Origin of the sequence: Tumidithrix elongata BACA0141 (genome assembly GCF_036349135.1) — a bacterium.
Classification (GTDB): Bacteria; Cyanobacteriota; Cyanobacteriia; order Pseudanabaenales; family Pseudanabaenaceae; genus Tumidithrix; species Tumidithrix elongata.
This window is the reverse complement of the sequence record NZ_JAZBJZ010000101.1, coordinates 1-19636: the sequence shown is the minus strand read 5'-3', so window position 1 is coordinate 19636 and position 19636 is coordinate 1. Positions and strand designations below refer to the sequence as shown.

Sequence of the window (19636 nt, the reverse complement as noted above, 5' to 3'; positions counted from 1 at the left end):
CCTTTTTTCTTGATTTTTATTCTCTTTTGGGTTCTCATGAATAATGTAGGTTAGCCCAAAAGGCTTACTTCAGATCGTTCCGCCGACAAAATCCCGCGATCGGGACTGAAACGTTAGAGAATTCAGCTTTGAATAAATTCTAAGCTCAACGTTCCAAAGTTCGAGGTGCAAAGAGCCTTCAAGAACCTTATCTGTCTCAATCAGATGCTAAATGCCTTAAGAAAAAGCCTGTTTGGGAGCGATCGGAAGTTGGTTTAGAACTATCGAGGACATCCTGAAAGCGAGGACAAATTAAACTTTTTTTCTATTCTTCCCTGCGTAGAAGATACGGTATGCGATCGCCCTCTTTTCGTAGAATATCCCTCGTTTAAGAATAGCTCCAATTCCTTGATTAGTTGGGTTTTGCTCTTATTGCGATCGCTGATTTTCTCACCCCTATGTCTGCGAGGGTGTGTCAGCAATTCTTTCTCAGTCACGATGAGCTTAGTCGGCTGAAAAAATCGAAGTCTTGTGGCAATGCCTTGAGCACCTTCAAGAAGCAGATCCTGCACAAACCCTGCCTGAGATTCCTCCGCTTCCTGCGAAGTTTCAAATGCACCAAAGTAGTAAATACAGGCGGGCTGTGCCGTAAATATTTCCAGCCACCAACCTAATTCGTAGGGAGAACTGCTCAATGTATGTCGCTCCACAGTGTTTGATTTGAATCTGGCAATCACACACCCCCCTAAAACCTCTAATTCTTAGGCATGGGTAGGGCTTTTTTCGGCATCTTTTAAGGCGGCTCTAGCTTCAGCAACATTAGAGCTAAACAAGGTTGTCGCTCTAATCGTCACCTCTGGCAGCAGTTCTGCTACAACGCTCGGTGTTGCACTAGATGGTTCGAGAACGAGAAGTTCGCTACAAGCAATTCTGTCACTTAAAATCGCACCCGCAATCTCACTGGTGAAAGTTTCCAATTGTGCTTCTAAAGGAGCTTCAAAAAAGATGCGTTGAAGTGGAAAAATCACCCGCTCTAGATAAATATTGGAACCATGGGAAACTCTAGCAATTTCAACGTGTGGCGTGCAATTACTGTAATGACAAAGAACTCGATTCATAGGTTTCGTTAGCGATCGCCCCTCACAGGCCTGTTGGTTAAAAAATTGCTGTGTCAGTTGAATATCTCGATCGGAGCCTGAAAGAATCACGACAAAGCGTCCTTTCTCAATCGCCCCAACATATCTCAAAGGCTTCTCTTTGATAATCTCTTGTCTAATCTGGGTATCAGACGATCGCGGCGCAATCTCAGAACCAATGCTGATAATCGAAAGCTTATTTGCATCAAAGCCTGCATTTCCCAGATCTACGACAACGCTACAAGCATTGGCATAGTCCGAAAATGTGCCTACGATTATGTGCTTGTACCCCTTCATGAAGTTGCTCCTTGTGGTTGAACTGGGTTGAACCCTGCTCAAATGTGTATTTCTTAAGCTGTGGCAAGCTGCAATGGCTCTTCTTTCACCAGCCATGCTGCGGACTCATCGTCGAGCGCATGCCACTGTGGATCGCATGCATTGCCTTGATTCCACTGAAACAAAACTTGGCTAAATTCCGTACAAATTTGTCTGCGGGCATGATCGAGATCCTGCTCGATCCAAACTAAGCGATCGGGATCGAGTTGAAACTCCTGCACGATCCGAGTTGCCAACTGTTCCAATTTATAGGGAATAAACCAACCAATTTCACAATTTCGATCTGACACGACTACTACATGTTGTCCAGAAGGCAGGCGAAAAATGCGTAAATGGCATTGCAGTTGCCAAAGACCAAAGGTCTGTCCTAGAACATTGCACTGATAGGGGCGATCGACAATTTTCATGATTAGAATCTTTAGATGGGCAAGGTCGAGGGGGAGACGAGAAAGCAGCAATATAGTCAAGCCATGCGTAGGGACTGTTTTTTCTTTAAAAGATTAATATCTAATCTCAGGGAGATGGGTGTTAAAGCAGGTGGCTTTTCAAATAGCGGCATCTCTAACCAGCAAGTCCTACAGAACCAATATTCTTGATTTTGGCGAAAGTGCCTAAGCATTGAATCGGAGCAACAGGGGCAGGCGTTCATGGTTTTAAAAGGTAAATTAAAAAGAGAAGAGTAATTTAAGTCGAGGGCATGATTTGTCCTTCAAAGCTCTATAGGTTTGAATTTACTCGGAGATTCTGGAGAAAGTTTGGAGAAAGGCAGAAATCTGATAAAGTTTTTTTGCGAAACCTAAACCTCTTGGTATAAATGCTTATTCATCAACACAGGCTTGATGGTTTCGATGGGAATCACTGCGATAAAGACTCTATATTTTATTGGTTGCCAATTTCATAGCAACGGGTCTATAGCAATCGAAAATGATATAAGAGAGATTCTTTCTTCTACATAAAATCGTAGGGGCAACTCATGTGCCCCTGCACTCAAATAATTTGTGATTGCTATAGTTCGAGATATTTACCATTTCAATGCTTGAGAAATCTGTTGGACAAGCATAACGGGGAGAAACGGTTTAGAAATCGTCAGCACTACCCCTAGTTCTGGTAAAAGATCGGGGTTGGGGATATAGCTGTTTGCGGTTAATAGCACCACAGGAATGGGGGGAGTTTTGGGTTCTGAGCGCAGGTACTGTAAAAAAGTAAATCCATCCATCTCAGGCATCATTACGTCTAGAACGATCGCATCTGGTTTTTCTTTTCGGGCCTGCTCTAACGCTTCTTTACCTGATGCTGCCTTTAAAACTTCCCATCCTCCTAATTTTTGCAAACAGGCTGCCAAAACTTCGAGGATTGAAGCATCGTCATCAACGATTAAAATTCGCTTGGTGGTCACGTTTACAGTTCGCTTAGTGGTCACTTTAACAATCAACTTGGTGGTCATATCAACCACCTCCAATTTTATTTCTAAACTATCCGAGCTCTCTGTTTCACTTTGACGCAATACTAGACACAAGGTCGATCGCAAGAATTACCCAAATAGAGGCTTCAGCGAATAGTCTCCATCTTTTGAAACGTCGCTCAGTCTGTCAGCATTTTCTCGCAAAACATGGAGGATGCTGCCACGTACTACAACTTCTAAATATAAACGCTCTGCCAAAGGAGACTTATACGAACTTTTTTGTTTGTAAAGTGGGGCTGATTGTCCTTCGCCTTCGTTGAGGTTGGAAGTTTGACTCAAAATCCGATCGACGAGCTTTTGCCTAAATTCATGGGTCGAAAAGACAACCCGATAGGGATGCTCTGGATAATCTTCCAAGACATCTTTAATGACTGTTGGCAGGGTGACGTTAACAAACTCGTGTGGCATTTTTACCTCTAATTCAAAATCGTTGACTACAAGAAAAGCATTGATTTTTGCAGCGATCGCCGATCGATTCGCCAATAGGGGTAGATGTAGCTTGCAGCTTTATGCGTACTACGCTCTAAATAACTGAAAACTCAGTTAAGGTCTTTAGGTTATGTAAAAAAGATGGAGAAAGTTTGGAGAAACCGCACGATTTCTTAAGCAATTGTTAAATTGTTTGCAGTTTTGTTACAGGCAAAAGGCGATGAAATGGATCTAAAAAGATCGCTATTCCCTGGTTCTCATTTTCTATAGTTGGCTCCAGCCCAGCAATCGATCGACATCTTTGGCGATCTGGAGCGGATCGAAAGGCTTAATAATTAACCCTTCTACACCAAGATGCTTATATTGCAATTGCTCGTTGGGTTGCACTTTTGCCGTCAGAAAAATCACAGGAATCGATGCTGTCAGTGGGTTACTCTGAAGTTGTTGTAGCGTTTCTAACCCGTCCATCCCCGGCATTGAGACATCTAGCAAAATGGCATCGGGGCGATCGCTTACGGCTTTTTGAATTGCTTCTAGACCCGATGCCGCCGTAATCGCTTTCCACTTTGCAAGTTTTACCAAACAGGCACGCACGACCTCTCGAATGCGCTCTTCATCATCTACAACTAATATTAACTTAGCCATCATCGCCAACCATTGCTGGAAATAAAGCCAGCAATTCAATTCCCTTCGATTATTTTCTCACTTTTAATGGCGATCGCATTGAGATCGATCGATGACTTTGCAAAATATCGAGCGGTAGCTTGGTGGCAAACTTAGGGTCTGATTATATTTAGCCAATTCCGTAAATGCGATCGCGTCCTAACCTCTTGGCTTCATATAGGGCATGATCGGCAAAGCCAACCAAAATCATCGGATCGTCTTGGGCGACAGGAATTAGACAGGAAATACCGCAACTGATAGTGACAAAATTACTGACAGCAGACCCTTCATGGACAATTTGTAATGCTTTGATGTCATCGCAAATTTGTTTGGCAATATAGCGAGCGCCATCAATATCCGTATTTGGCAAAATAATTGCAAATTCCTCACCACCAAAGCGGGCAGCAAAGTCTGCTGGGCGTTGTAGCGTTAGGTCGATCGCACTGGCAACGCGCTTTAAGCATAGATCGCCAGCAAGATGACCGTATATATCGTTGTATGCCTTAAAAAAATCAATATCGCAAATAAGCACAGATAAGACTTGCTGTTCGCGTGCTAGCCGATGCCACTCGTATGCCAAACGGTGATCGAAGCAACGCCGATTATGAATCTGAGTGAGGTGATCGTAATTGCAGAGGCGATTTAGTTCTTGATTGGCTTGCTGTAACTGGGCGTAGAGTGCTGACGGTTCTAGGATGCTCTCTAAGAGAAAGCCTGAAAAAATTACATATTGCGGTACGTCATGGGTGTCAAGCAGTAACGTTTCTGTCCAGTTTATTTTGACGCGATCGCCTGTGCTGCCTTGCCAATGGTTTGTAGAGTGATAGGGGAAATCGTGGGCATCGAGAGAGGCAAACCGTACCCGTGCAATCTCAGCTTCTTCCGCAGGGAGCAACTTTTCCCAAAATATGCAACCCTGTACTTCTGTAGAGGAATACTGGGCGATCGCTTCGCAGGCAGGATTGAAAAAGATAATGCGTCCCTGCAAGTCAACCACCATCACCAACGTACCAACGCTCTCTAAAACTTTGAACGCAAGAGAATTGCTTAGCAAAGGAGGCATGACCTGTGACTGCTTGGAGGAACGGGGATTGATTATAGTTTGCAACGCAGATACCCTCTAAAGCCTATGTATATTGACTGGAGAAATCTTTAATGCTCGAACAGTTACCAAGGTTAAATGAATGGGAGCAGTCAAATCATGCGATCGATCGTGTAAATTTTGGCCCTCGCACCATTGCGCACACAACCTAGAAATGAATAGTCTATTCTCTAGATTAGAAAAAAAATCTGGAGAAAATCTGGAGAAAATCCAGCATATATATAAAAAATATGTTTGAGCGATCGCACCTTTGCTTTCCTAAGTCCAACCGAGTAAATGGCTAATCTCCTTTGCAATCTCGACTGGATTGAAGGGCTTAATAATGAGACCCGCAATACCGAGTTGTTGGTACAGTAATTTTTCATTGGGTTGAACTTTGGCTGTGAGGAAAATCACGGGAATTGATACAGTTCTTGGGTGACCCTGAAGTTGTTGCAACATTTCTAACCCATTCATGTTTGGCATCGAGACATCTAACAAAATGGCATGGGGTTGCCACTCTAACGCTTTTTGGATTGCCTCCATTGCTGTGGCAACAGCAATGACTTCCCATTTTGCCAATTTGGTCAGACACATGCTCACGACTTCTCGAATGCGTTCTTCGTCATCTACGATCAGAATCTTTTTAACGGTCATAGCGTTCTATCGATCCGCTGAATTGTTAATCGACATCGATTAGATCGATATCGACCGTCAGTTGGGATGGCTGACAGCACTTGATTTCTAAATTTGTTACCGTAGCGCCCTCGTGAATGAGATCCTCAATGTATCCTCCTTGAAGATTTCGGGCTTCGCGATCGCTAATAAAAGGGCCAAAATAATAAATACATATCGGACTTGCCGTGATAATTTTTACCCACCAAGCCAGCCCCAATCGATTTAAAAATGATGTAAAAACACTTTTAGTAGGTTCCCAGAAATTCCCAATCCAATCTTTATAAGCCATCTCCCTTCGACTCCTGCTTAAGTCGTTAACTCTATTTAACGTAACTTAGTGAAGTTTTATTCCTGGATTAATTTGATTGATTACGTTACAAAACATGACAAAGCAGGTATGTCGTTGTAAAAATCTAAAAAAATTTCCCATAGGAGTTATAGCACTATCCGAAACAGGCATGCGATCGATCGCACGAATCACATCTTTAGGCACATTCATGCCTATGCATTTCACCATCGAGAAATGATTAATCTATATTTTGATATTAGCTGACAAAGATGGAGAAAGTCTGGAGAAATGTCTTGATGCAACTACGATCGCATGGGTAAGGCTACAAAAAAGGTGCTGCCTTGCGTCCAAACGCTCTCTGCCCAAATGTGACCGCCATGCTGCTGCACGATCGATTTACAAATCGCTAGTCCTAGCCCCGTACCACCGCGATCGCGAGAATCAGAGGCATCTACCTGTTGAAAGCGACCGAAAATGATTTCGAGCTTATCCGCAGGAATACCCCGTCCCCGATCCTTTACGGAAAAGAGAATATAAGGAAGTGGAAGGATGGGATTCCGAACTTCCGCACGCTCTTCATTCCCCTCTTCATTCTCGACCTCATTGACAACTTCAGCAGAGATCGTCACGAAACTGCCTGCGGGTGAGAACTTAATTGCATTGCTGAGCAGATTGGTAAATGTTTGAATAATCTGATCGGGCGACACCCAAATTTGAATGGACTGGGTATGCATTTTCATTTCTAGGCGCACTCCTGCTTCTTGGGCGCTGCTTTCCATAATTTCTAGCGATCGCCGCATCAAGTCTACGGCATCACAACATTCTCGTAGGAGCGAAATTTTGCCCATCTCTAATTTCTCTAGATCGAGCATATCGTTTACGAGTCGAACTAACCGCTCTGTATCGATCGCAGCAATCTCAATCATTCGTCTCATGGCTTCGGGGTCGTCGTCCATTACCCCCGTCACTAGTAGCCCCAGCGAACCGCGTATGGAAGTTAAGGGTGTTCGCAGTTCGTGGCTGACAATGGAAATAAACTCATCTTTTAGTTTTTCTACAGCTTGTCGTTGTGTAATGTCTTCCCCAATTCCCGTAACGCCAATCACTTCACCCTTGGGGTTTCGCAATAGGGTATTACTCCAGTTAATAATGATTTCTTTCCCAGCCTTGGTTAAAATCTGCCCTTGGAAGGAAGGATAGGTTTCCTGCTGGAGATTTTCTTGAAGCCTCTGACGCTGCTCTTGGACGCGCTCAGAGGGCACAAAAAAGTCAAACCAGTTTTGCCCGAGCACTTCACTCTCTGTATAGCCTGTCAGTTTCAAAAAGAAAGGATTGACCGCGTTGATAATCCCCGTCGTGTCGGAACTCACAACGGCAAGGTTGGTGCTTTCAAACAGCGATCGCCAACGTCGTTCCGATTCGCGGGTCATCGCTTCTGCCTGCTGGCGTTCTTGGAGTTCGCGACGCAGTTGCTCGTAAAGCTCAGATTGGTTGATTGCGATCGCCAATTGATTGGAAATTTGTTTGACTAGGTCGATCTCAACCTCTTGCCAGTGACGAGGGGCATCGCATTGATGAATGCATAACAAGCCCCATAAACCCTCTCCATTTAGCAATGGCACAATCAGATTGGCGCGAATCTGGAACCTTGCCAAAACGTCTCGATGGCAGTCCAGCAATCCCGCATTGTAGATGTCGCCTACAGCTTGAATTCTACCCTGCTGGTAATGGATGGCATACTGTTCGCCAAAGCAATGATCGTGAATTCTAATCGCCAAAGCAGAGTCAAATCCCTCCAAAACAGATTCAGCAACAAACTCCCCATCGTCAAAATGAGACTCGGGATAGAATTTAAAGATTCCGACCCGATCGGCATGCATAAACCTGCGAATTTCTTCCACCGCAGTCTCGAAAACTGTATAGAGGTCGAGGGATTGACGAATGCGTTGGCTAATCTCAAGCAAGAGAGATTCTCGCTCAGCCTGTTGCCTAATCAAGGCTTCTGCCTGTTTGCGATCGCTAATATCGTTGTTGATCTGCAAAACTTTGATCGGTCGATCTAATTCGTCTGTCTGCAACACCCAGCGGCTGTCCACCGTAATCGTCGAGCCATTGCGGCAGGTCTTAATCAGTTCGCCTTCCCAATATCCTTGCTCTAAGAGTTCGGCTTTAATCTCGGCAAGGGAAAGGTTGGGAAATTGGGTTTGGAGGAGCCCATGGACATCTTTACCTAGCGCTTCTGATTTCATCCAGCCATACATAAACTCCGCACCTTCATTCCAGAACGTGATTTTATCGTTCATGTCGTAGGTGATAATGGTGTCGTGGGCGAGATCTAATAGTTGTGCCTGCTCTTGCAAGATAATTTGGGAATGCTGTTGATCGATCAGGGTTTCTAGTAAGCGATCGTTCACTTGGGCAAGTTCGGCAGTACGCTCTGCCACCCGTTGCTCCAAGTCAATATTCAATTGTTGCAAAGCTTGCTCTGCCTGCTTGCGCTGGGCGAGTTCTGCCTTTGCTTGCTCAAACAAATCTGATTGTTGAATGGCAATACTCACTTGGGCTGCGAGCTGCCATAGCAGCTCGATCTCAGAGGCTTGCCATTCGCGAGGTGTCGAACAGTGATGGGCAGCTAATAAACCCCATAATTCATCACCTTTAAGAATGGGAACCACTAAATTCGCCCTGACCTGAAAACTGATTAGGCGTTCGAGATGGCAGGAGGCGAGTCCAGAATTATAGATGTCAGACTTTGCGGTTATGAGACCCTGCCGAAAAGAATCAACGTAGGTGTCACCAAAGCAAGGATCGTCAATCTGAGTCGATAGGATGGGGCTCCAGCCTTCTTCGACGGACTCCACCACAACCGTACCACCCCAATTGGCAGAAAATTGGAAGACGATCACGCGCTCGGTTTGCAGATACTGTCGAACTTCATCTACGGTCGTTTGGAGAATATCTTGCAAATTTAGCGATCGCCGAATGCCCTGTGTCATCTCCATAATCAGGTGCTGTTGTTCGACCTGCTGAATTAGGAGAACCTGTGCTTGTTCGCGTTCCTTCAATGCCGCTTTCTGTTCGCTAATGTCATAGTTCGTCCCAATCATGCGTAGCGCTTTACCCTCGGCATTGCGTTGCAGAAAGGCATTGGCTTTGAGCGTGCGAATCGCTCCATCAGGACGTACAATTCTAAATTCAGGATCGTAGCTCTTTTCACCAAGAATCGCCCGTTGAATCGCAGCATTGGCGATCGCGCGATCCTCGGGATGGACTCCATTTACCCATGCTTGGTACGCACCAGCGAAGTCCGATCGCTCGATGCCATAAATTTCGTACATGCGATCGTCCCAAATCAGGCGATCGTTGACAATATCCCAATCCCAAACGCCAATCTGGGCAGATTCTAAGGCTAACCGTAGCTGTTCCTCTCTCTGACTCAAAATTTCTAGGGTCTGATTGGCTTGAATTTTCAGGTCTGCGACTTGACGGAGGAGTTCCACCTGTTTGAAGGCTCTATCCAAGGCTTGACGCAACTTCCCAGACGTTATGGTTGACTTATTCAGAAATTGTTGCGCGTTCTGTTGGGTCAACTGCCCTGCCAGTTCCTCATTCGCCTGCCCTGTGAGAAAAACGACAGGTAGATCTATTTTTGGGGTTTGCTGTTGTAAAGTTTGGATAAATTCCAGCCCATTTATATCTGGAAGTAAATAGTCCAACAAAATCGCATCAGGCTGAAATAGGCGATATTGTTCTAGTCCCTCTTCTCCTGTTTCCGCTTCTAACACAGTGTAGGTGTAGCGATCGTCTTGCTGTAGATAGCGACGCAGCATTTCTCTATCTTCTGGGCTGTCTTCCACGATCAGAACGGTACGTGATGCTTTAATCATGGCTATCCTTTCCTTCAGTATTACTGTAGTTGCTCGATGAGGGCTGTTCCATGAGCGTTGACATCAATTGCTGACGTCGAATCTGTCCTGGTTCTAGACGATTGAGCACGCGAGCGATTAACTCTGGCTCTAGAATGGGTTTGCGAATGTAATCATCTCCTCCTACGGCAAATGCGCGGACAATGGTTTCTGCTTCATGGTGTGCTGTGAGGAACAAAATCGGCAAGTTGCCCCATTTGGCATCATTGCGCACGACTTGACAAAGGTCGATGCCACTATACCTTGGCATTTCTATATCTAAAATTAGCAGATCGGGAATCGTGCTGGTCAGAACTTCCCAAAAACGGGCTGGATCGGACAGAAACGTTACCTGCAATCCCCAAGGTGAGAGCAAAACTGATAACCGATGCCCGATCGCTAGATCGTCATCCACAATCATCACCTTGCCCATCATGGTGCGATCGCTCGGGCGAACCTTTGCCTGAACCTGCCTAAGCGACGTTTGAATCGCCCCAAAAATTGGATCTAAGGCAATGGGCTTTTGCAGAAATGCCTGTGCGCCCAAACGCGCCGCTGCCACCCGATCGGATAGACTATCTCGCCCAGTAAAAACGAGTACAGGAATCTGAGGGTGTTTTTGCTGTAGGGTTCCCAGCCAAGTCAACCCATCTTCCTTGCCATCCCCAAAGGTTAAATCCAGCAAGATCGCATCGGGTAAATTGCATTCCAGTGCTTGTTGGGCGATCGCTAAATTTGCTGCCACTTCAATCTGAAGCGATCGCGAACTCGCCTCGGTCTTTAACCTTGCCGTTAAGAGATCGTCATCATCCACAACCAGCACCAAGGGAATGTCTTGACGGCTCGATCCTTGGTCTCCCCCATCGTGGGAAGGCGGATCGAAAACGGGTTCTTGCTGGAGTTCCTGCTTTAGCTTCGCAACCAATAGAGACATCTGCTCGATCTCTGGTACGCATAAATGGAGATCGGAACCCAACAAATCTTCAATCTGTCTCGCCAATACCGACCCCTGTGGGAAACCATAGACCCCTAACGACCCGATCAATTTATGCACGGTCTGTTTTGCCGATTGCCATAGATCAGTTGTCAAATTCCCTTGCTGTAATGCTGCGATCGCCCGATCTAGGAGGTCAATCTGTTCGCCAAAGGAATCCTTAAACTGCTCCCAAAGCTCTAGCATCATGGCATGAGCCGCGATCGCGTCATCCAATTCCTTCTTGGTTTGTCGCTCCTCTATCGTCTCTTGTAGTGAGTGCAGTGGTGGGTGCAGCGCTGCAAGCTCCTCCTGTTTGGATGAAGAGGATGGAGGTAGATTTGCCTCTAGGGGTCGGAGGCGATACCCAAAGCCATACATCGTCTCAATCAAATCTTGGATCGCTCCAGCAGCCTTTAACTTTTGCCGAATCGCTTTAACATGGCTACTGATCGCGCTTTCAGTTGGGGTCTCCTCCATTTCCCAGAGGCGATCGATCAGGGCGGCTCGGCTAAAAATTCGGTGGGGATTTAGCAAAAGTAGCTCTAAAATTCCATACTCCTTTGGCGTTAGGCGTAATACTTGCTCTTTATAGCGAATCTCATTTGCCCCACTGTCAAGCTGCAAGTTTTCCCAAGTTACGATTGAGGAGGTCGTTGTTTTGCCCCGTCGCAGTAAAGCTCTGATTCTTGCCAGTAGTTCTGGTAGATTGAACGGCTTGACCATATAATCATCCGCCCCAGCATCTAGACCCATAATGCGATCGCTGACCCCATCCTTTCCGGTTAGCAACAAAATCGGGGTCTGACAGCCCTGTGTCCGCAGCCGTTTGCAAACGCCAATCCCGTCCATTTCGGGAATGCCCACATCCAGAACGATTAGATCGTATTCAAACTGTTCTGCTAAACCTATTGCCGAACGCCCATCGAGCGCTACCTCGACACTATAGTGTCGAGTAGCTAGTGCATTTTCAAGCATTTTGCGCGTTGCTCGATCGTCTTCAACCAATAAAATTTTCACAGTAATGTTAGGTTGCCCTGAGCAAATAGGCGTACGTTACTTCAAATCATCGTAACAGAAGTAGAAACTACCTTCCCATTGGGAACTTAACCTGTAAAGGCTTTACGAGGGCGAGTTCGGCAATCATTTGAGCCTGTAGGTGACCATTCGTTGCCAAAATTCTGCCCGATTTGAGTACGGGTTCGCTGCCATCATAGGCTGTCACCTTGCCACCCGCTTCTCTCACTAAGACGACACCTGCGGCTAAATCCCATACCGATAAACCGCGTTCCCAATAGCCATCCAAGCGTCCACTGGCAACATAGGCTAGGTCTAAAGAAGCCGCTCCACCTCGACGCACGCCATGGGTTAAATGGGTAAAGTGGCAAAATTCCGCATAGTTGTTGTCATCTGTGCGGGTGCGGTCATAGGCAAAGCCCGACACTAACAGGCTATGACTCAGTTCTGTCGTACTAGAAACGCGAATTGGACGGCGATCGCAGGTTGCGCCCAGTCCAGTTGCCGCCCGAAATAATTCATCGTGGAAGGGATCGTAAATTGCCCCCACAGCGGGTATGCCATCGATCAGCAAGCCTACGGAGACCGCCGAGAAAGGGTATTGGTGGGTAAAATTTGTGGTGCCATCTAGCGGGTCAACTGCCCATAGATATCGACTGTCTGGATTGCCGATCGCGCCAGATTCTTCCGCCAAAATGCCGTGATCGGGGAAATGACGTTTGAGTACGCTTAAAACGGCAACTTCGGCTTGTTTGTCCGCGATCGTCACCAAATCTCCTGGTTGCTTTTCTTCGATTTCCTTCAGCTTGCCCCAAAACGACTTAAGCACCGCACCACCTGCACAGGCAGCTTCTGTAGCGATATCTAAAAAAATTTGCAAGCGATCGCTATTCCCAGAGTTCATAATTTCGCAACCATAAATGTTAAAACAATCTACTTGAATATTACACAGAGCCTCGGTTAAATCAGAAACCAAATCAGCAGAAATCAGCATTTGGGTGAGTTGACGAAAGGGATGAATTGCAGGATTATCTATGGCTGTTAGGTGAAGAATGTAGCGTTAAAATTTTGCCTGCAAATTTTGTCTGAATTTTTTATGGGTTTTTGGAAGTGCTTCGCTGCTTCCTTCCCCAACAATCGTCGCATTCTTAGGGTCAACGTGTTATTTGAGAATCAAAAAACCAAACTAGGGACAAAGAGCGCTCTTTGCCTGTCAGGACTTATTGCTACATTTATTTCCTTGGCAAATATCCCCACCGCTTTTGCAAGTGCTGCTGTAACCTCTAACGATCCCCCTATCGATCAAGATGCAGAGGCATTATGCGGCAAACCTGTCCTTGCCGACTTAAAACAACATAAAGTGCAGTCAGGCGAAACTTTAGAAAGCATCGCCAAAAAATACGAACTGACCACGGCTACGCTGATGGGACTAAATCCCAGCGTTCGGGACGGCAGCGTACAGGTTGGTCAAACCATTGCAATTCCCTCCATGGACGGGCTCTCCTATCGATTTGGAAATGAGGAAACCTATAAAACCGTTGCCAAAAAATTTGGTTTGAGGGCTGATGTCCTCTTTGAACACAATGGTTGCCAAAATCACCCCAAGGTTGTGTTTGTCCCTGGTGCAGTTTGGAAGCCCGATCCAGTCGCGCTACCAAACTATATTGCCAAAGGCGATGGGATTATTATGGATACAGGTGGTTATCCACTTCCCTATCCTGTACCTGTGACCTCAGTCTATGGCTGGCGGACAAACCCCGTAACAGGTGAATGGACGTTTCATAGTGGCATCGACTTAGGTGCGCCGATGGGAACGCCCGTACTAGCTGCAACATCAGGCAGAATCGAGTTTGCGGGTTGGGCAGGTGGTTACGGCAATATGGTGGAAATTATTCAGGGCTCCTCAGGGACTCGCTACGCTCACCTTGCTGCCATTTATGTGTCTGAGGGACAAAATGTGGCGAGAGGTCAGCAAATCGGTATTGTGGGCTCTACAGGTCGCTCCACAGGACCGCACTTACATTTTGAAATCCTTGCACCTACGGCTGATGGTTGGGTAGCCTTCGATCCTGCGCCTTATCTCAACCGACTGGCTTCAGTAATTCGCGATATTGTGACGCTATAGGCTTGCGAATCATAGCTTTGTAAACTTGTGTAAACAAACCCAAGTATCAACTTACAGTTGTCGAGACAGTTCGATAGCATTTTTCTGAATACCCATGGTTTAGATAAATTCAGAGTTGGATACTTAAAAAATTATGAGCGTAAGCATTGTGGCAACAGCCGCCTATGGTGTCTTGGCGATCGCTGGTGGCATCTTTGGCTATGTCAAAAGTCAAAGCAAAGTCTCGATGATTTCAGGCAGCATCAGTGGGGTGGGACTGCTTGTCGCTGCGGCATTGCAATGGCAGGGCCAAGGCTGGGCAAAGTTTTTGGGTCTTGCGATCGCGGCGTTGCTCGTGCTTGTGTTTGCTCTGCGTTTGGTGAAAACGCGCAAGTTTATGCCAGCGGGAGTCATGATCATGGCTGGTTTGGCGGCGATCGCGGCAATGCTCTTGCCCACCTAAACTTCAGCAAATTTGTAGGTAGAGATTACCTGAAAGAAGGTTTTTTTAGACAAAATTCCTTAGGCTGTTACATACAAAACAAAAATGTTAAGAAGTGTTATGAAAAAAAGCTCCTGTACAACGCAATGTATCAAAATACTCATGTGATTATTGATTTGTAAAACTGAATCTCCGTAGTAGAGATTTATCCCTTTGGGGTAATTCTTGTCTATGAAGGCTCATCACATTAACTAACTGGTTTTCATTCTCAATTTTTAGATTGGAGGAAATAATTAAATGAGTGTAGTCACGAAATCTATCGTGAATGCTGATGCTGAAGCTCGTTACCTCAGCCCCGGCGAACTAGATCGCATCAAAGGATTTGTTGCCTCAGGTGCACGTCGTCTGCGCATTGCTCAAACCCTAAGCGAATCACGCGATCGCATTGTTAAGCAAGCTGGCGATCAACTGTTCCAAAAGCGCCCTGACCTTGTTTCTCCCGGTGGCAGTGCCTATGGCGAAGAAATGACAGCTGCTTGCCTCAGAGACTTAGACTACTACCTACGACTCGTTACCTACGGAATCGTTGCAGGTGATGTCACCCCAATCGAAGAAATTGGTTTGGTGGGTGCTAAGGAAATGTACAAGTCTTTGGATGTCCCCCTTTCTGGACTAGCTGAAGGTTTCCGCGGTTTGAAGAGTGTAGCTTCTGGTTTGTTGTCTGGTGAAGATGCTGCTGAAGCTGGTTTTTACTTTGACTATCTCATCGGCGCGCTGTAATAGTTTCCCAAAACCATTCAACTCTTTGACACAACTTACTAACTAAATTAGAAGATATATCAAAAATGCAAGACGCTATTACCTCTGTTATCAACTCTTCTGACGTTCAAGGTAAGTACTTGGACTCTGCTGCTCTCGAAAGACTAAAAGGCTACTTTGCAACTGGCGAACTTCGCGTTCGTGCTTCTGCAACCATCAGCACCAACTCTTCCACCATCATCAAGGAAGCTGTTGCTAAGTCTATGTTGTACACCGATGTTACCCGTCCCGGTGGCAACATGTACACCACCCGTCGTTATGCAGCTTGCATCCGCGACCTAGACTACTACCTCCGCTATGCTACCTATGCCATGCTAGCTGGCGACGCTTCCATCCTAGATGAGCGCGTACTCAACGGTCTCAAAGAAACCTACAGCTCTTTGGGCGTCCCTGTTGTTACCACAATCCAAGCTATTCAAGCTATCAAAGAAGTAGCTGCTAGCTTGATTGGTTCAGAAGCTGGTAAAGAACTTGGTGTTTACCTCGACTACATCAGCTCTGGTTTGAGCTAATTTTTTCGGGCTAACAGTAAGGGCGGTGGAATTACAAAGCTTATGTTAAGGTGTTGCAGGCTAAATTATTTGGCTTCAATGTTTTAACCTAGGGTTTCTGGTTCCCCGCCTAATTTGTGAAGGTAGCTCAATCGGCTCCTATAGCTAGATATGTTTATATAACTAGACATTAAGGGCAGTAATTTTTTTGAGAATTTGATATTAATTTTTAATCAACTCTAAAGGAGAGTACCGCTATGCGGATGTTTAAGATCACAGCTTGTGTCCCAAGTCAAACCCGCATTCGCACCCAACGCGAATTACAAAACACCTTTTTTACTAAGCTAGTACCTTTTGACAATTGGTTTGCCGAGCAGCAACGCATCATGAAAATGGGTGGAAAAATTGTCCAAGTCCGTCTAGCTACTGGAAAATCTGGCACAAATACTGGTCTACAATAATCTTTTGCATTTTCTACATTCTATTTCCCTCATACATCTGGTCACATTGCTTACTGTGTAGGCTTGGTGGGTAAATAGGTTATATATCCTTTTGAGCGATCCTTAAAAATCGCTCTTTAGGCATATCTACTTATTGTGTAGCCATGATACATTTTAGTTATTCTTAAACTATTATTACGTTAGACATAACCTTGTGCTGGATATGTGCATACCTAAAGTTTAAGTTCCAACGACAACCTAGTCATGGCTGACCAAGAGGAGTAAAACACATGAGCGATTTATCCATCGAAAAGCAATTTGTGCACACCATGTTTTGCCAGCAAGTTCAAGATCTAGATCTAGACTCAGCGAAAAAATTACTGACCGATCTTCACTTACTCTATCTTGGGCAGCAAAGTATGTTTGCCAAGATGGCAAAACAAGATATGAAAGATATGTTTCGGGGGATCTAAAGCTATTCAATAGCTTTTGGCTTTGAGGCTACATTGAATCTGTATATAAATAGGGGCAACTTGTGAGTCGCCCCTATTTGATTAAAAGCTTTTAACTGTTTAAGACAATCTCGACCGCAGACATCAAATTAGGGTGAATCAGGCTGGGTTGGTGCAGCTCTAATTGCGTCTGATCGCGAATTCCCGAGAGAATCCCAATCGTCGTCACATTAAAACTCTTACCAGCAATAATATCTGCCTCCGTGTCACCTACCATCCACTGATATTTGACGGGGGATAGGGTAGCGATCGCCCGTTCCATCAACTTGGGTTTGTCTTTAGTGTCTCCTGTCTTGATGTAATCATTGCTGAGACAAAACCTGTGACTAGGTGGAAAAAATCTTTCCAAGTTATATTTCTCTAGCACGGGTTCAAGTTCGCGGACGCGGCGCATGGTCATGACAGCAAGCTCTACACCTGCCTGCTGGGCTTTTTCGAGGGCAGCGATCGCCCCCTCAATGATGCAATCGTACTGAAAATAAGGCTCGGTATGTACGATTTCGCGACGCAATTGCGCAAAGGTTTTAGATTGCCCCGATTCCAGCAGTCCAGATTTGATGGCAATCTCGATTTCAGGCACTTGCGATCGCTTGAGCGCCCAAAACTCAGCCTTAGATAAAGGCGTCACGACCTGATCGGGTTGCTTTACTTTATCAAGGCAAAGCTGATAAACGCGAAAATAGCGTTCGGATACATCCATGATCGGCCCGTCAAAGTCAGTAAATAGGCGCTTTGCTTCAGAGGTATTTGATGGTGAAGGGTTTAATGACATGATTCGTCTTTTAAGAATTGGCTAGGTCAGGAGGCTGCCTAAAATTCCTCACCGATAACTTCAATATCTTCCTCATCGTCGTCACTGGGGGCTACGGTGGTGGCAGAAACGGGGACACCTGCTGCGAGTTTCTCCCGTACCAATTTTTCAATTTCATCGGCAAACTCAGGATTTTCTTCCATATGTTTGATCGTGTTATCGCGCCCCTGAGCGACATTTTCGCCTTTATAGCTATACCACGCGCCTTTACGCACGATGATATTCATCTCTTCGGCGAGATCGACTAAGCATCCTTTCGTAGAGATACCTTTACCAAAGATGATGTCAAACTCAGCAATGCGGAAGGGGGGAGCGACTTTATTTTTGGCGACTTTGACCTTAGCGCGGTTGCCATACTCTTCAGTACCTTTTTTTAAGGTTTGAATGCGGCGAATATCGAGGCGAACTGAAGCATAAAACTTGAGGGCCATCCCCCCTGTTGTGACCTCGGGCGACCCGTAGGAAATCCCAATTTTTTGACGCAATTGGTTTAAAAACACGACAATGCAGTTAGAGCGTCCGACGTTGGCTGTAATTTTTCGCAGGGCTTGGCTCATGAGACGAGCCTGTAGCCCAACGTGAGAGTCACCCATTTCTCCTTCGATTTCAGCGCGGGGGACTAGCGCGGCAACGGAGTCGATCGCGATGATATCGACTGCCATCGAACGCACGAGGTTATCGACGATTTCTAACGCCATTTCGCCAGTATCGGGTTGTGAGACCAACAGGTTCTCAATATCTACGCCAATTTTGGCAGCGTAGGTGGGATCGAGGGCATGTTCGGCATCGACAAAGGCGGCAACTCCACCCAATTTTTGGACTTCTGCGATCGCATGGAGTACTAACGTGGTTTTACCCGAACTCTCAGGTCCATAGACTTCAATCACGCGACCTCTAGGCAAGCCACCTCCTAGCGCTAAGTCAAGGGTGAGCGCTCCCGTGGGGACTGTCTCTACTTTCATCCCGACGGCATCCCCTAGCCGCATAATTGAGCCCTTACCGTGATCTTTTTCTATTTTCTGTAAGGCGACCTCAAGAGCTTTTTTCTTTTCTGGACTGATGCCGACAGATTTCGCGGGATTCTTTGCAGAGTTAGATTTTGGTGCCATTGCGGTTAGGATTGCAGTAGTGGGTGGGTTTCTGATTATGATTATGACCGATGCGATCGCAAGTCAAGGATAAAACGTCAAAGCTCAAGATATCTAGGGACATTCTTTAACTTTATGTTTTAAGTTATGAAAGACAATGCATATTGTAAATCATAAATTTGATTATCGTACGCATATCAAAACATTTTAGCAGTTCTATCAAAATTTGCGATCGCTTCTAATTTCATGACATCTAGTTCTTTACAGTCCGATTCGATCGGTTACACGCAGCAATTACGGCAGCTCATGCAGGCTGTGGGAATTGATAGTTTTCGAGTGTTGGCTGAGCAGTCACAGCTATCGAGGCGTGCGGTTGACACTATTCGGCAAGGCAAAGCCGAGACTTTAAAATATCAGGATCTATTGCGTCTCAGTCAAGTCTTAAAAATTAGCTTGTCCGAACTCATGGCAAGTTTCAGCGGTTTGCCCAGTAGTTTGCCCAGTAGTTTACCTGATGTATCCCAACCATCCCTTACAAAAGATGAAATTCACGCGGAATATCAGCTTTTGAAACAACAGCTAGAACAGCAACGTCAGCTATTGCGATCGGAATTTCAACAGGAAAGCTTGCAAATATTAGAATCCTTATTGCTACAGCTACCTACGGCAGCCCATGCCGCCCAGACCAATGCCACGATGCCAGCTCGAAATTTATTGCCTTTGCTGCGTCCGCTCGATCGCTTGCTCAAGCATTGGGGGATTACAGCGATCGCTGAGGTAGGAGCAGAAATTGCCTACGATCCGCACAAACATAAATTGGATGAAGGGGGTGAAGCTGAGATCGGAGCGCCTGCGATCGTGCGCTATGTCGGCTACGAGCAGGGGGAAAAGTTGCTGTACCGAGCAACCGTAAGACTAAAGACTTATTGACACTCCCCGCTCTAAAGAGACGGGGATTCTTTAAGAGTCCATAATCTGAAC

General features: G+C 45.8%; 22 protein-coding genes. 7 read left to right on the top strand and 15 right to left on the bottom strand.

The window, feature by feature from the left end:
• Window positions 1-260: 260 nt before the first annotated feature.
• The 13 genes from V2H45_RS19640 to V2H45_RS19580 form a co-directional block, all read right to left on the bottom strand.
• A complete protein-coding gene (locus V2H45_RS19640) occupies window positions 261-689 on the bottom strand; it encodes a DUF1816 domain-containing protein (protein WP_330485377.1) in 429 nt (142 codons plus the stop codon).
• A gap of 51 nt (window positions 690-740) precedes the next feature.
• The gene (locus V2H45_RS19635; protein ID WP_330485376.1) at window positions 741-1412 is read right to left on the bottom strand and encodes a DUF1830 domain-containing protein; all 672 of its coding nucleotides are present in this window, start codon (window positions 1410-1412) and stop codon (window positions 741-743) included.
• Window positions 1413-1465: 53 nt separating this feature from the next.
• Complete coding sequence (locus V2H45_RS19630) at window positions 1466-1858, bottom strand: hypothetical protein (RefSeq protein ID WP_330485375.1); 393 nt, start codon at window positions 1856-1858, stop codon at window positions 1466-1468.
• Between the two features lie 614 nt (window positions 1859-2472).
• A complete protein-coding gene (locus V2H45_RS19625) occupies window positions 2473-2895 on the bottom strand; it encodes a response regulator (protein ID WP_330485374.1) in 423 nt (140 codons plus the stop codon).
• Between the two features lie 87 nt (window positions 2896-2982).
• Window positions 2983-3396: a hypothetical protein gene (locus tag V2H45_RS19620; RefSeq protein WP_330485373.1), complete on the bottom strand. Its 414-nt coding sequence runs from the start codon at window positions 3394-3396 to the stop codon at window positions 2983-2985.
• Between the two features lie 210 nt (window positions 3397-3606).
• Window positions 3607-3987, bottom strand: coding sequence for a response regulator (locus V2H45_RS19615; RefSeq protein WP_330485372.1), 381 nt, complete (start codon window positions 3985-3987; stop codon window positions 3607-3609).
• A 148-nt stretch (window positions 3988-4135) separates the two neighbouring features.
• Entirely contained in the window at window positions 4136-5113 is a 978-nt protein-coding gene (locus V2H45_RS19610) for a diguanylate cyclase domain-containing protein (RefSeq protein ID WP_330485371.1), read from the bottom strand.
• 252 nt (window positions 5114-5365) lie between these two features.
• Window positions 5366-5743 (bottom strand): response regulator, encoded by a 378-nt coding sequence (locus V2H45_RS19605; RefSeq protein ID WP_330485370.1) that lies wholly within the window; start codon window positions 5741-5743, stop codon window positions 5366-5368.
• A 25-nt stretch (window positions 5744-5768) separates the two neighbouring features.
• Window positions 5769-6053: a DUF1816 domain-containing protein gene (locus V2H45_RS19600; RefSeq protein ID WP_330485369.1), complete on the bottom strand. Its 285-nt coding sequence runs from the start codon at window positions 6051-6053 to the stop codon at window positions 5769-5771.
• Between the two features lie 45 nt (window positions 6054-6098).
• On the bottom strand, window positions 6099-6281 hold the full coding sequence (locus V2H45_RS19595; protein ID WP_330485368.1) for a hypothetical protein: 183 nt from the start codon (window positions 6279-6281) through the stop codon (window positions 6099-6101).
• Between the two features lie 74 nt (window positions 6282-6355).
• Window positions 6356-9940, bottom strand: coding sequence for a PAS domain S-box protein (locus tag V2H45_RS19590; RefSeq protein WP_330485367.1), 3585 nt, complete (start codon window positions 9938-9940; stop codon window positions 6356-6358).
• Window positions 9933-11951, bottom strand: a complete 2019-nt coding sequence (locus V2H45_RS19585) for a response regulator (RefSeq protein WP_330485366.1) — start codon at window positions 11949-11951, stop codon at window positions 9933-9935. The genes V2H45_RS19590 and V2H45_RS19585 overlap by 8 nt, the downstream gene beginning before the upstream one ends.
• A 67-nt stretch (window positions 11952-12018) precedes the next feature.
• Window positions 12019-12852 carry an inositol monophosphatase family protein gene (locus V2H45_RS19580; RefSeq protein ID WP_408648840.1) on the bottom strand — a complete coding sequence of 278 codons (834 nt, stop codon included), beginning with the start codon at window positions 12850-12852 and terminating at the stop codon, window positions 12019-12021.
• A gap of 177 nt (window positions 12853-13029) precedes the next feature.
• Here V2H45_RS19580 and V2H45_RS19575 point away from each other — a divergent pair, with 177 nt between their 5' ends.
• From V2H45_RS19575 to V2H45_RS19550, 6 genes are all read left to right on the top strand, one after another.
• On the top strand, window positions 13030-14073 hold the full coding sequence (locus tag V2H45_RS19575) for a LysM peptidoglycan-binding domain-containing M23 family metallopeptidase (RefSeq protein WP_330485364.1): 1044 nt from the start codon (window positions 13030-13032) through the stop codon (window positions 14071-14073).
• A 133-nt stretch (window positions 14074-14206) separates the two neighbouring features.
• Window positions 14207-14515 (top strand): TMEM14 family protein, encoded by a 309-nt coding sequence (locus V2H45_RS19570; RefSeq protein WP_330485363.1) that lies wholly within the window; start codon window positions 14207-14209, stop codon window positions 14513-14515.
• Window positions 14516-14791: 276 nt separating this feature from the next.
• Window positions 14792-15274: a globin family protein gene (locus V2H45_RS19565; protein ID WP_330485362.1), complete on the top strand. Its 483-nt coding sequence runs from the start codon at window positions 14792-14794 to the stop codon at window positions 15272-15274.
• 65 nt (window positions 15275-15339) lie between these two features.
• Window positions 15340-15825, top strand: coding sequence for an allophycocyanin subunit beta (gene apcB, locus V2H45_RS19560; RefSeq protein ID WP_330485361.1), 486 nt, complete (start codon window positions 15340-15342; stop codon window positions 15823-15825).
• 236 nt (window positions 15826-16061) lie between these two features.
• Window positions 16062-16265: a phycobilisome linker polypeptide gene (locus V2H45_RS19555; RefSeq protein ID WP_330485360.1), complete on the top strand. Its 204-nt coding sequence runs from the start codon at window positions 16062-16064 to the stop codon at window positions 16263-16265.
• 269 nt (window positions 16266-16534) lie between these two features.
• Window positions 16535-16717 (top strand): hypothetical protein, encoded by a 183-nt coding sequence (locus V2H45_RS19550; RefSeq protein ID WP_330485359.1) that lies wholly within the window; start codon window positions 16535-16537, stop codon window positions 16715-16717.
• 91 nt (window positions 16718-16808) lie between these two features.
• Here the strand turns inward: V2H45_RS19550 and V2H45_RS19545 are convergent, their stop codons facing one another.
• Both V2H45_RS19545 and recA read right to left on the bottom strand, forming a co-directional pair.
• Complete coding sequence (locus tag V2H45_RS19545; RefSeq protein ID WP_330485358.1) at window positions 16809-17528, bottom strand: HAD family hydrolase; 720 nt, start codon at window positions 17526-17528, stop codon at window positions 16809-16811.
• Window positions 17529-17566: 38 nt separating this feature from the next.
• On the bottom strand, window positions 17567-18676 hold the full coding sequence (recA, locus tag V2H45_RS19540; protein ID WP_330485357.1) for a recombinase RecA: 1110 nt from the start codon (window positions 18674-18676) through the stop codon (window positions 17567-17569).
• A gap of 225 nt (window positions 18677-18901) precedes the next feature.
• On the opposite strand from recA, the gene V2H45_RS19535 reads away from it, so the two are divergent.
• On the top strand, window positions 18902-19585 hold the full coding sequence (locus tag V2H45_RS19535) for a helix-turn-helix domain-containing protein (protein ID WP_330485356.1): 684 nt from the start codon (window positions 18902-18904) through the stop codon (window positions 19583-19585).
• The last annotated feature ends 51 nt before the right edge of the window (window positions 19586-19636 follow it).

What these genes read in the sequence shown, in the direction of transcription:
- V2H45_RS19635 (WP_330485376.1), bottom strand. Translation starts at nt 1,412, where the DNA reads ATGAAGGGGTACAAGCACATAATCGTAGGCACATTTTCGGACTATGCC.
- V2H45_RS19630 (WP_330485375.1), bottom strand. Translation starts at nt 1,858, where the DNA reads ATGAAAATTGTCGATCGCCCCTATCAGTGCAATGTTCTAGGACAGACC.
- V2H45_RS19625 (WP_330485374.1), bottom strand. Translation starts at nt 2,895, where the DNA reads ATGACCACCAAGTTGATTGTTAAAGTGACCACTAAGCGAACTGTAAAC.
- V2H45_RS19615 (WP_330485372.1), bottom strand. Translation starts at nt 3,987, where the DNA reads ATGGCTAAGTTAATATTAGTTGTAGATGATGAAGAGCGCATTCGAGAG.
- V2H45_RS19605 (WP_330485370.1), bottom strand. Translation starts at nt 5,743, where the DNA reads ATGACCGTTAAAAAGATTCTGATCGTAGATGACGAAGAACGCATTCGA.
- V2H45_RS19600 (WP_330485369.1), bottom strand. Translation starts at nt 6,053, where the DNA reads ATGGCTTATAAAGATTGGATTGGGAATTTCTGGGAACCTACTAAAAGT.
- V2H45_RS19595 (WP_330485368.1), bottom strand. Translation starts at nt 6,281, where the DNA reads ATGGTGAAATGCATAGGCATGAATGTGCCTAAAGATGTGATTCGTGCG.
- V2H45_RS19590 (WP_330485367.1), bottom strand. Translation starts at nt 9,940, where the DNA reads ATGATTAAAGCATCACGTACCGTTCTGATCGTGGAAGACAGCCCAGAA.
- V2H45_RS19580 (WP_408648840.1), bottom strand. Translation starts at nt 12,852, where the DNA reads ATGAACTCTGGGAATAGCGATCGCTTGCAAATTTTTTTAGATATCGCT.
- V2H45_RS19570 (WP_330485363.1), top strand. Translation starts at nt 14,207, where the DNA reads ATGAGCGTAAGCATTGTGGCAACAGCCGCCTATGGTGTCTTGGCGATC.
- V2H45_RS19565 (WP_330485362.1), top strand. Translation starts at nt 14,792, where the DNA reads ATGAGTGTAGTCACGAAATCTATCGTGAATGCTGATGCTGAAGCTCGT.
- apcB (WP_330485361.1), top strand. Translation starts at nt 15,340, where the DNA reads ATGCAAGACGCTATTACCTCTGTTATCAACTCTTCTGACGTTCAAGGT.
- V2H45_RS19555 (WP_330485360.1), top strand. Translation starts at nt 16,062, where the DNA reads ATGCGGATGTTTAAGATCACAGCTTGTGTCCCAAGTCAAACCCGCATT.
- V2H45_RS19550 (WP_330485359.1), top strand. Translation starts at nt 16,535, where the DNA reads ATGAGCGATTTATCCATCGAAAAGCAATTTGTGCACACCATGTTTTGC.
- V2H45_RS19545 (WP_330485358.1), bottom strand. Translation starts at nt 17,528, where the DNA reads ATGTCATTAAACCCTTCACCATCAAATACCTCTGAAGCAAAGCGCCTA.
- recA (WP_330485357.1), bottom strand. Translation starts at nt 18,676, where the DNA reads ATGGCACCAAAATCTAACTCTGCAAAGAATCCCGCGAAATCTGTCGGC.
- V2H45_RS19535 (WP_330485356.1), top strand. Translation starts at nt 18,902, where the DNA reads ATGACATCTAGTTCTTTACAGTCCGATTCGATCGGTTACACGCAGCAA.